The 10,348-nt window shown below is 62.3% G+C and carries 11 protein-coding genes; 5 read left to right on the top strand and 6 right to left on the bottom strand.

The window, feature by feature from the left end; all coding sequences use genetic code 11:
* Window positions 1-105: 105 nt before the first annotated feature.
* A complete protein-coding gene (locus ABSG20_RS20410; RefSeq protein WP_423866321.1) occupies window positions 106-807 on the top strand; it encodes a hypothetical protein in 702 nt (233 codons plus the stop codon).
* 16 nt (window positions 808-823) lie between these two features.
* Here ABSG20_RS20410 and ABSG20_RS20415 read toward each other — a convergent pair whose 3' ends face one another.
* The 5 genes from ABSG20_RS20415 to ABSG20_RS20435 all read right to left on the bottom strand — a co-directional run bounded on the left by ABSG20_RS20415 (window position 824) and on the right by ABSG20_RS20435 (window position 5,168).
* Window positions 824-1,360 (bottom strand): hypothetical protein, encoded by a 537-nt coding sequence (locus tag ABSG20_RS20415; protein WP_423866322.1) that lies wholly within the window; start codon window positions 1,358-1,360, stop codon window positions 824-826.
* Window positions 1,361-1,375: 15 nt separating this feature from the next.
* Window positions 1,376-2,821 carry an LVIVD repeat-containing protein gene (locus ABSG20_RS20420; RefSeq protein WP_423866323.1) on the bottom strand — a complete coding sequence of 482 codons (1,446 nt, stop codon included), beginning with the start codon at window positions 2,819-2,821 and terminating at the stop codon, window positions 1,376-1,378.
* 156 nt (window positions 2,822-2,977) lie between these two features.
* Window positions 2,978-3,760: a DUF2189 domain-containing protein gene (locus ABSG20_RS20425; RefSeq protein ID WP_423866324.1), complete on the bottom strand. Its 783-nt coding sequence runs from the start codon at window positions 3,758-3,760 to the stop codon at window positions 2,978-2,980.
* Between the two features lie 172 nt (window positions 3,761-3,932).
* Window positions 3,933-4,388: a GatB/YqeY domain-containing protein gene (locus ABSG20_RS20430; protein ID WP_423866325.1), complete on the bottom strand. Its 456-nt coding sequence runs from the start codon at window positions 4,386-4,388 to the stop codon at window positions 3,933-3,935.
* 78 nt (window positions 4,389-4,466) lie between these two features.
* A complete protein-coding gene (locus ABSG20_RS20435; protein ID WP_423866326.1) occupies window positions 4,467-5,168 on the bottom strand; it encodes an alpha/beta fold hydrolase in 702 nt (233 codons plus the stop codon).
* Between the two features lie 158 nt (window positions 5,169-5,326).
* Here ABSG20_RS20435 and carA point away from each other — a divergent pair, with 158 nt between their 5' ends.
* Entirely contained in the window at window positions 5,327-6,517 is a 1,191-nt protein-coding gene (gene carA, locus ABSG20_RS20440) for a glutamine-hydrolyzing carbamoyl-phosphate synthase small subunit (protein ID WP_423866327.1), read from the top strand.
* A 149-nt stretch (window positions 6,518-6,666) separates the two neighbouring features.
* Entirely contained in the window at window positions 6,667-7,158 is a 492-nt protein-coding gene (locus ABSG20_RS20445; protein ID WP_423866328.1) for a PaaI family thioesterase, read from the top strand.
* A 6-nt stretch (window positions 7,159-7,164) separates the two neighbouring features.
* On the opposite strand, the gene ABSG20_RS20450 is transcribed toward ABSG20_RS20445, so the two are convergent.
* Window positions 7,165-7,692, bottom strand: coding sequence for a Dps family protein (locus tag ABSG20_RS20450; RefSeq protein WP_490338330.1), 528 nt, complete (start codon window positions 7,690-7,692; stop codon window positions 7,165-7,167).
* Between the two features lie 121 nt (window positions 7,693-7,813).
* Between ABSG20_RS20450 and ABSG20_RS20455 the strand changes: the two genes are divergently transcribed.
* Window positions 7,814-8,509: a class I SAM-dependent methyltransferase gene (locus tag ABSG20_RS20455; protein WP_423866330.1), complete on the top strand. Its 696-nt coding sequence runs from the start codon at window positions 7,814-7,816 to the stop codon at window positions 8,507-8,509.
* A gap of 392 nt (window positions 8,510-8,901) precedes the next feature.
* Window positions 8,902-10,348, top strand: a 1,447-nt coding sequence (carB, locus tag ABSG20_RS20460; RefSeq protein ID WP_423866331.1) for a carbamoyl-phosphate synthase large subunit, incomplete at its 3' end; no start/stop codon positions are given.

The raw sequence follows: 10,348 nt of genomic DNA on the forward strand, positions 1-10,348 counted from the left end.
CGGATATCGTTAGATTTGTGCAGTTTGAACTAAGCTCTTATTCCTACCGAAGCGCACATGCCATAGTGGTAATCAGCAGCGCCGAGACGGAACGCAAAGACCTCTATGATACGTGTCGCCATATCAGCCACGATCGCAGTGCTTTTTTCTTTCGCAAGCGCGTCAGCCGTCCCGCCAACTTATTCCTCTCTGGATCATCCCTCGCAAGACGGTCGATGCATCGGCGACAATAGTGTTGGCGATCTTGATCGCTCGGAACGGGCGTGTCTGAAACAAACTGGGGAGCTGGCCCAGCGCGTCGGACCTGGGCTGCAACTGAAATTCCGTAACGGGCTGACGAGGGTCTACTACAATGAAGATGCCAAATGTCAAACTGATGAGGCCAAAGGCTGCGTCAAATATCAACTCACCGGATATTTCCCCAACCACGATCTGTTGCTGATCGAAGTTGACTATTGGGAAGGTGTGAGCTGGCTTCTCGTGCGCGCCGACACCGGGAACGTATCGGCAATCGTGTCGCCCCCGCACTACTCGCCGAGCAAGCGCTGGCTTGTCTCCGTCGCTTCGAGTATCGGACCATCCGGACCTCCCAATGGAATTGATATTGTCCCGGTCGGGTCCGATCCTTCTTTCAAGGAATGGCACTATCGGGTTCCGGACGATGTTCAATGGCTTTATGAATTTGCAGGCTGGGACGGCGATGATCGTGTGAAGCTGTTGGCGACATCAACCGGGACGCCCTCCAAACGCGCGGCCGCTTCCGTCGAGCACCGGAACGGCACTTGGCATTTTAAGTGGCCAAAATAGATTGTGCGGTCACTGCTCAGTGCCCGCCCAGCGCCGACATTATCCAATCTGTCATTTCATGCGAGGCGAGAAACTTGAGCGCCATGTGCTGCAGCGCCGGCGCGGCCGCCTTGGCTTGTGCTACGGCCACCAGCAGATCGCAGCGATGCGAGAGCGCGATGCCGATAGCGGCGTGGTGCGAGCCGTCGGTCATCTCGAGATCGTAAGCTCGCGACCGGCCCGGCATGTCGGCGACGCGAACGACATTGCCCGGCGCGAGCGGCACGAAGTTTTGGCTGATCATGTCGAGATCGGCGACGCGATCGACTTCATCGTCGTCGGCAACCCCGCCCTCGCAATTGCAGAAGCCGATCTTCGGCCGCACATAGATCTCGACCTCCTCGCCGCAGGCCGCGGCGGTGCATTGGAAGGCGCGCCCCGCCGGCCAGGCGTCGCGCGGAAACGGCCAGGCGATTTCGCGCCAGACCGCGATGTCCGAGCGCGCATGCTCACTGCCGGCGACGCCGGTCAGCAACCCGATCGCAAGGACAAACGCGGTCAGCCGGCTATGCATCTCGCCCCGCAGCCATCAGGGCAAGCCGGCCACGGCGCGGGCGGCGCCGGTCAGTTCCAGAATATGCAGGCCGGTATCGGCGCGGTCGACGATATAGATGTAGCCGCGCTCGTCGGTTTCGACATTGTTGGTCTGGATCGCGACCTTGCAGCGGTCCTTGCCCTCGACGGTGACGCAGCGCTTGTCGGTCGAAGCCGTGATCGAGGGGATGAAATAGCCGACCTCATGCGGATGATAGGGATCGCGGATATCGAGCGCGCGAACGCCGGCATTGAAGAAGGCGATGAACGCCATCTTCTTGTAGAAAACCTTGGCCATGCTCTCGTTGGCGGAATGCGAGCCGAACCGCCCGCCGCGTTCGCAGAACGAGCCGCTGGCCTCGGCAACCGTGTAGCTCGAAATCATCATCGGTCGGTTCTCGACCGTGACGTCGGCGAACCAGACCATCTGCCGCGGCTCGCCGCATTCATTCACGATCGCCTCGTCGACGATCATCACGATGTCGCGGGTGTTGCCGTCCTTGTCGTGCGCGAATTCGGCGATCGGCATCTGCGGCATCGGAAAGGTCGTGTGGGCGCCGTTGAAGGCCGACATCGCAAGCCTTGAGATTTCCGGATAGCGAAGATTGTCCGGCGTCGGCTGCTTCGGACCATGGATGAGCTTGTCGCGGTCGACGATCTGCAACAGGCCGCCCTTGTCGGTGCCATAGCCGAAATAGACCCGGTTGCCCTGCGGACCGGTCGAGATCGGTCCATGCAGTTCGGTCGGCACCGCGCCGGTTGCGCCGGGCTCCTGGCCGGGAAGCCCGAAATCCCTGATCTTCTCGGGGTGGGCGGGATCAGAGAGGTCGTAGACCTGGGTCATGCGGCGGGTGCGCCAGTCCGGTGCGCCGGAGACCAGGAAGGCGATGCCAGTGTCGCATTCCCAAAAACTCTTGTGGGTATCCTTCAGGCCGCCGAGCCGCGTGACCAGGACCGGATTGGCGGGGTCGGCGACATTCCAGATTTCATGGGCTTCGCTGCCGAAGGTGCGCAGCATGTAGACCGCGTCAGGGTCGCCCTTGGGCAGCGACTTGCCGTCGCAGATCCGCACCATCTGCGCGCCGCCGCCCTCATACTTTCCTTCCTGCCCGGGAATGTGGCGAAGATATCCGGGATGGGCGGGATCGGTGACGTCGACGATCGAGGTACCGTTCGGCTCGGCCTTTCCGGTTATTGGATTGAGCGGATCTGGAATGTCGTCGGTGCCGCCGTGGTGGCCGATATAGGCAATCCAGCGGTCGCCCTGATGGTGGATGGTCGGCTGATAGGCGCTGCGCGCCTGCAGGTCGTTGGTTCCGACCAGTTTCATGTTGGAAGCTTCGGGCGGCGCGCCGATCACCTGCGGCTGGGCACAAGCGAGCCCGCAAACTGCGACCAAGACGATCCCGAGACAGGCTGTCAGTTCGACCCGACCGGTCATGTCTTCCCTCCGAAGGCTTTCGAAACTGATCTTAGTCAACTGCGCGGCGACCCTAGCGAATCGATTCCATGAACCAATCGTTTCCAAGCTCTCGGTTAGCTATCGGTCTAATTGGCCCATCGCTTGGCGCGATGCTCCCCGCAAGCGGCGAGAATTTTACAGCGCCACCGGAGCCACGATCCGCCGGTACAGGTGCCAGGTCGCGTGACCGAGCACCGGCAGCGTCACCAGGAGGCCGAGGAAGTAGGGCAGTGCCGAAACGATCAAGAGGACGACAATGATCGCCGCCCATCCGATCATCGGCGCCGGGCTCATGACGACCGCGCGCACGCTGGTGATCATCGCGGTGACGAAATCGACGTCGCGGTCGAGCAGCAGCGGGAACGACACCACCGTCAGCGAAAACAGGATCAGCGACAGCGCCGCGCCGACGGCATTGCCGATCGCCAGAAACACCAGGCCCTCATTGGTGGTCAAGACCACCGTGATGAATTCCCGCAAACTTGAAAACGAGGCGTTGAGCCCGATCAGGAGCGCGATCAAGAGACGCACCTGATACATCCACATGATAAAGACGAACAAGGTGACAAACGCCATCCAGCCGATTTCTCCTCGCGACTTCACGGTGGTCCAGATGCCGCGAAGCGAGGGCTTCTGTCCGGCCTCGCGCTGCCGGCTTATTTCATAGAGGCCGATGGCGACGAACGGACCGATCAGCGCAAAGCCGGCGGCGAGCGGATAGGCCAGATAGACCAGGCCGAACGCCGTCAGGCAGAGCATGATCGCAATCCCGCCCGCGGCATAGAGCGCGCCGAACAACAGCCCGAACAGCGGCACGGCCTGGAAATCGCGCAAGCCCTCCCCCAGCGCCTCGGCAATGTCGGCGGTCGTGATTCGCCGCACCACCGGATCGGTCTTGCCGGAGATGGATGTTGTCATCGGCGTTGCCTCCTCACGCATTGTTTTTCGCATTGGGCAGGTCGCCGCATCAATTGCGTTGATCTGCGTCAATCCGGTGCGGCGATACGCAGGCGCTTGAGCTCCTGCGCAAGTTTCACCGCACGCGCGATGCGCCCCCTCGCCCCGCTCTTGCGACGCAAGCGGGGCGAGGTCAGGAAGAAAGCGCCGCCTTCACCAGGCCGCTGGCCTTGCCGAAATCCATCTGCCCGGCGTATTTTGTCTTGAGCGCTGCGACCACCTTGCCCATGTCCTTCATTCCCTGGGCATTGGTCTCGGCGATCACGGCGGCGATCGCCGCCTTGACGTCGGCTTCCGCCATCTGCTTCGGCAGATAGGCCGAGATGATCGCGATTTCCTCGCGCTCCCCTGCGGCGAGCTCGGCGCGGCCGCCCTTGTCGTATAACTCGACGGATTCCTGGCGCTGTTTTATCATTTTCTGGAAAACACCGAGCAGATCGGCATCGCTGAGCGGAGGTTTTCCTTCCCCGCGCGCGGCGATGTCGGCGTTCTTGATGGTCGAATTGACCATCCGCAGCGTGGAGAGCTTGCGCTCGTCCTTGGCCCGCATCGCGTCCTTGACCGCATTGTTGATGTTTTCGCGCAGCATCGTATTCCTCTCGCGGCCGTTCCGGCCACCTCATCACCATGAACCGCTGATCTATGCCGTTCGCGCCGATGAGACAACTCAGATCCGCAGCCATTCGGCCAGGGCGGCGGCCGTGGCTTGCGGTTGTTCGGGCTGGGGACAATGGCCGCAATCGGCAATAATGACCAGTTTCGCGCCCGCGATGCTCTCGGCCATTTCCTTCGACAGGGTATTCGGTATCAGCTTATCCTGATCGCCCGTCAGCACCAGCGTCGGACATCTGATTGATGCCATCGTCGGCCGGGAATCAGCCCGCGCGATGATTGCGCTCTGTTGTCTGATAAAACCTTCGGCGCCGATGTCGTCGGCCATGTCATGGACGAGCTTACGGATGGCCGCATCGCCGGCGCGCGAGGGATGGACGAATAGCGGGAACATCTCGTCGATGACGTCGTGGAGGCCGCCCTCGCGGACATGCGCGATGGCCGCGCGCCGCCGCTCGCTGGCCTCGGCCGTATCCGGCCGCGCCTGGGTGTTGATCAGCGCGAGCTTCAAGACGCGCTCCGGTGCCTGCCGCATGATTTCGAAGGCGATGTAGCCACCCATGGAATGTCCGGCCAGCGCGAAACGCGGCGGCGCCTCGGCGAGAATGCGGCGCGCGATGGCGCCCATATGGTCGTCCCGGTTATGGTTGGCCACTGTCACCAGACCGAAAGGCCACAGCGCCGGTGCGACCGGGGCGTAGCTGCGGAACGATGATCCGAGACCAGGAACCAGTAAAATCGGTATCGAATCCATCATGCCATCTCCAATTCGAAAGGAATTCATCAAAAACCGCCCCTGGCGGCTCAGCCCAGATTAAAAGCCCCGCGCCGTCCGTCAACCATGCGCAAACTGCATGTGAATCCAACGTTTTCCGGCTTTGACGCCTGCGCATGCGGCGACTATGTAGTGCGTTGATGACCGCAACAGAAAATGCAAAGGCCTGGCCGGACCACGTTCCGACCGCGCTGCTCGTGCTTGCCGACGGCACCGTGCTGGAAGGCTTCGGCCTCGGCGCCGAAGGCCAGGCGGTCGGCGAAGTCTGCTTCAACACCGCGATGACCGGCTATGAGGAGATCCTCACCGATCCCTCCTATGCCGGCCAGCTCATCACCTTCACCTTTCCGCATATCGGCAACGTCGGCACCAACGACGAAGATATCGAGACGGTGAACTTGGCAGCGACGCCGGGCGCGCGCGGTGTGATCCTGCGCGCCGCCATCACCGCCCCCTCGAACTACCGCGCCAGCCGTCACCTCGACGCCTGGCTGAAGGCGCGCGGTATCATCGGCCTTTGCGGCATCGACACCAGGGCGCTGACCGCCCTGATCCGCAACAAGGGCATGCCCAACGCCGTCATCGCCCACGCCAAGGACGGCCAGTTCGACCTCCACGGGCTCAAGGAAGAAGCGCGCGAATGGCCCGGCCTCGAAGGCATGGACCTGGTGCCGATGGTGACAACGGGCCAGCGCTTTACCTGGGACGAAACGCCGTGGGTGTGGCAAAAAGGCTTTGGCCGCCAGACCGAGCCTGAGTTCAACGTCGTCGCCATAGATTATGGCATCAAGCGCAACATCCTGCGGCTTCTGGCCGGCGCGGGCTGCAAGATCACGGTGGTGCCGGCGACCACGTCGGCGGAGGAAATTCTCGCCATGAAGCCGGACGGCGTGTTCCTGTCGAACGGCCCCGGCGATCCCGCCGAGACCGGAAAATACGCGGTGCCGGTGATCCAGAAGGTCATCCACTCGGGCACGCCGACGTTCGGCATCTGCCTCGGCCATCAGATGCTGGGCCTCGCCGTCGGCGCCAAGACCAGGAAGATGCATCAGGGCCACCACGGCGCCAATCATCCGGTCAAGGACGAGACCACCGGCAAGGTGGAAATCACCTCGATGAACCACGGCTTTGCCGTGGATCAGGCGACGTTGCCGGAGGGCGCGGCGCAGACCCACGTTTCGCTGTTCGACGGCTCCAATTGCGGCATCGAGCTCAAGGGCCGACCGGTATTCTCGGTGCAGTATCACCCGGAGGCCTCGCCCGGCCCGCGCGACTCGCATTATCTGTTCAAGCGGTTCGCCGATCTGATGCGAGCAAACAAGCGCGCCTGAGGGGGTGCCGCAACCTGCCTCGATGCTTGCGCCGCAGTCCTCTCCGACGGCACGGTCATGCCCGAAATATTCGGCCATACTGGCATTGCAATAACGGGCATAGTATGATGATCGTCATTGTCATGGCCTGACGCAACCGGAACTCAGCGATGGACGACCCTATCCGCGATGTCGAATACGGCGTGACGCCAATGGAAATCATGGCCTCGATGGCGGGGGTCGATTTCGTCCGCGCCATCCTTGACGGCACATTGCCGGCGCCGCCGATCATGCAAACCATCGAACCATTCGATGCCACGGCCGAGCCGGGCGTCGTGGTGATGCACAGCATCCCCGGCTTCCGGCATTATAATCCGATCGGCTCGGTCCATGGCGGCTATGCCGCGACGCTGTTGGATTCCGCGATGGGGCTCGCGGTGCATTCGATGCTGCCTGCGGGCACCGGCTACACCACGCTCGAATTCAAGGTCTCCTTCATCAGGGGCATGACCAGGGATACCGGCAGCGTCCGCACCGAGGGCCGCACCCTCAATGTCGGCCGCCGGACGGCTACCGCCGAGGCGCGCATGACCGACGCCAAGGGCCGCCTGCTCGCGCATGCCACGACGACCTGCCTGGTGTTCGAGATTTCCAAGGCTTAAAATCGGTCACGCCTCATTGCTGCCCTCCTGGCGGCTCGCTTCGAACAGGAACCAGGTGCGCCGCTCGGTTTCGTCGATGAAGGTTTCGAGCAGGCCGGCGGTGCCGGCATCTTCGTGTTCGTCGGCGAGCTTGTGGGCCTTGCGCATCGCCGCCGCGACGTGCTTGTTGTCTTCCATCAATTCGCGCAGCATCTGGCGCGGCGGCACGTAGCTCTCATTGTTGTCCTTGATGGTCTGCAATTTGCCGATCTGTCCGATCGAGCGGATGGTGGTGCCGCCCAGTTTGCGGACACGCTCGGCCAGCTGATCGGTGGTCGCGAAAATCGCGTCGGACTGCTCGTCGAGCATCAAATGATAGTCGCGAAAATGCCGGCCGCTGACGTGCCAGTGGAAGTTCTTGGTCTTCAGATAGAGCGCGAAGGCGTCCGCCAGCAGAATGTTGAGCGACGCTGAAATCTTCTCCGTCGCCGCCTTCGGCAGATCGGTCGGCGTATCAAGGTCGGGGGAGACTTTGTCGGACATGGTTTTGCTCACGATGCACCTTCCTGTTAGGTAGCAAGAACTACGGCATGGACACGGGTTGCCGGACCATCTAACGCATCACCCTGATGCCGGTTCCTGATCGGAACCCGGTCTTATCGGGCGCCCCACGACGATGGAAGACTGGATCGATTATTACGATTCCACCCATACAATTTATGCGAGCAGGCTGCATCGCGACCTGCATTTTCAACTGATCGCGAGGGATATCATCGGCTACATCCCCGCCCCCGACGCGGTGGTACTCGATTATGCCTGCGGCGAAGCGCTGTCGGCGGCGCTGGTGGCGGAGGCCTGCGGCAAGCTGATCCTGGCCGAACCTGCGCCGGGCGTGCGCGGCCGGCTGATCGCGCGTTTTGCCCCAAACCTGAAAATCAGGGTGCGCTCGCTCGATGACCTGCGGAAAATGCCGGAGGCGTCGGTCGACCTCGTGGTGATGAATTCAGTCGCGCAATACATGACGTCGCCAGAACTCGATGGCGCGCTGGCGGTGATCCGGCGGCTGTTGCGGCCCGGCGGCCGCCTGGTTTTGGGCGACGTGCTGCGACCGGAGGTTGGCATGGCCAGGGACGTGATGTCGCTGTTGCGCTTCGCGACCGCAAACGGCTTCCTGAAAGACGCCCTGATCGGCCTGGTCTCCACGGCGCTTTCCGATTACCGGCAATTGCGCGCGCGGATCGGCCTGCAGCGATATGACGAAGCCGAGATGATGGCGAAACTGGCGGCGGCCGGCTTTAGCGCCTCGCGCGCGCCATTCAATATCGGGCACAATCCGTGGCGGATGACGTTCCTGGCGCAGCGTGCCATTTGATCGTTGCCATCAGAGGTAACCTTAACCAAAGGGAATTGTGGCTTTCCCGGGCCAGACCGGCGATGATCGCCGCGGCCCGGTGGCGGAAAGCGTCGACGCGGGAGCAGTGCATCGCTCTTTATCCTGGTTCAAATCCAGGCCGGGCCTCTAATATCGGCTGTTTCTTCAGCTTCGGCTTGGCAAGCCAAGACGAGAGCCCGCCGCGCCGTCGTTCGAAGCGCGAAGGTAGGGCCGAAAAGCCCGTTGATTGCCCCTTTAAGGCCCTTTCGCGGTTGCGGAATCTGTTCTAAAGACCACCCGCGCGCAAGGGTAACCTGGCGCTCGGGGCTCAAGGGACGCGCACCACGCGCGCCCTTTTTTTGTGCCCAAATTCCCCGTTCCCGCGAGACTTGATGCCCAAAAGAACCGACATCTCCACCATCCTGATCATCGGCGCCGGTCCCATTGTGATCGGGCAAGCCTGCGAATTCGATTATTCGGGCACCCAGGCGGTCAAGACGCTGAAGGAGGAGGGCTACCGCATTGTCCTCGTCAATTCCAATCCGGCCACCATCATGACCGATCCGGAATTGGCGGACGCCACCTATATCGAGCCGATCACGCCGGAAATCGTCGCCAAAATCATCGAGAAGGAGCGCTACGTCAAATCAGGCGGATTCGCGCTGCTGCCGACCATGGGAGGCCAAACCGCCTTGAACTGCGCGCTGTCGCTGCGCCGGCAGGGCACACTGGCGGAATTCGACGTCGAGATGATCGGCGCCACCGCCGAGGCGATCGACAAGGCCGAGGATCGCGGCCGTTTTCGCGAGGCGATGACCCGGATCGGGCTGGAGACGCCGCACTCATTGCAGATCAAGACGCTGCCCGACGCGCTGCGAGCGCTCGACCAAATCGGCCTGCCCGCGATCATCCGGCCGTCCTTCACCATGGGCGGCACCGGCGGCGGCATCGCCTACACCAAGGCCGAGTTCATCGAAATCGTCGAGCGCGGCATCGATGCCTCGCCGACCGACGAAGTCCTGGTCGAGGAATCCGTCCTGGGGTGGAAAGAGTTCGAGATGGAGGTGGTGCGCGACAAAAAAGACAATTGCATCATCATCTGCTCGATCGAGAACCTCGACCCGATGGGCGTGCATACCGGCGATTCCATCACGGTCGCGCCGGCGCTGACGCTGACCGACAAGGAATACCAGATCATGCGCGACGCCTCGCTGGCGGTGCTGCGCGAGATCGGCGTCGAGACCGGCGGCTCCAACGTGCAATTCGCGGTCGATCCCGCCAGCGGCCGGATGATCGTCATCGAGATGAATCCGCGGGTGTCGCGCTCGTCGGCCCTGGCTTCGAAGGCGACGGGCTTTCCCATCGCCAAGGTCGCCGCCAAGCTCGCGGTCGGCTACACGCTGGACGAAATCGCCAACGACATCACGGGGGGCGCCACCCCGGCCTCCTTCGAGCCGACGATAGATTACGTCGTCACGAAAATTCCGCGCTTCGCCTTCGAGAAATTTCCTGGGGCCGAACCCATTCTGACCACCGCGATGAAATCGGTCGGCGAGGTCATGGCGATCGGTCGCAATTTCGCCGAATCCCTGCAAAAGGCGCTGCGTTCGCTGGAAACCGGACTTTCGGGGCTCGATGAAATCGAGATCGAGGGCTATGGCAAGGGCGACGACATGAACGTGCTGCGCGCCGCGCTCGGCGCGCCGACGCCCGACCGGCTGCTGGTGGTCGGGCAGGCGTTGCGGTTCGGTCTTGGCCCCGAGGAAATCCACGAGGCCTGCAAGATCGACCCCTGGTTCATCGCGCGCATCGCCGAGATCGTGGCGCTCGAGAACAAGG

The organism is Bradyrhizobium sp. (assembly GCF_049512235.1).
In the GTDB taxonomy this organism is placed as follows: Bacteria; Pseudomonadota; Alphaproteobacteria; order Rhizobiales; family Xanthobacteraceae; genus Bradyrhizobium.

Excerpts from the sequence above, each read along its gene's own strand:
- ABSG20_RS20455 (WP_423866330.1), top strand. The coding sequence starts at position 7,814 with ATGGAAGACTGGATCGATTATTACGATTCCACCCATACAATTTATGCG.
- ABSG20_RS20425 (WP_423866324.1), bottom strand. The coding sequence starts at position 3,760 with ATGACAACATCCATCTCCGGCAAGACCGATCCGGTGGTGCGGCGAATC.
- ABSG20_RS20430 (WP_423866325.1), bottom strand. The coding sequence starts at position 4,388 with ATGCTGCGCGAAAACATCAACAATGCGGTCAAGGACGCGATGCGGGCC.
- ABSG20_RS20435 (WP_423866326.1), bottom strand. The coding sequence starts at position 5,168 with ATGATGGATTCGATACCGATTTTACTGGTTCCTGGTCTCGGATCATCG.
- ABSG20_RS20410 (WP_423866321.1), top strand. The coding sequence starts at position 106 with ATGATACGTGTCGCCATATCAGCCACGATCGCAGTGCTTTTTTCTTTC.
- ABSG20_RS20415 (WP_423866322.1), bottom strand. The coding sequence starts at position 1,360 with ATGCATAGCCGGCTGACCGCGTTTGTCCTTGCGATCGGGTTGCTGACC.
- carA (WP_423866327.1), top strand. The coding sequence starts at position 5,327 with ATGACCGCAACAGAAAATGCAAAGGCCTGGCCGGACCACGTTCCGACC.
- ABSG20_RS20445 (WP_423866328.1), top strand. The coding sequence starts at position 6,667 with ATGGACGACCCTATCCGCGATGTCGAATACGGCGTGACGCCAATGGAA.
- ABSG20_RS20420 (WP_423866323.1), bottom strand. The coding sequence starts at position 2,821 with ATGACCGGTCGGGTCGAACTGACAGCCTGTCTCGGGATCGTCTTGGTC.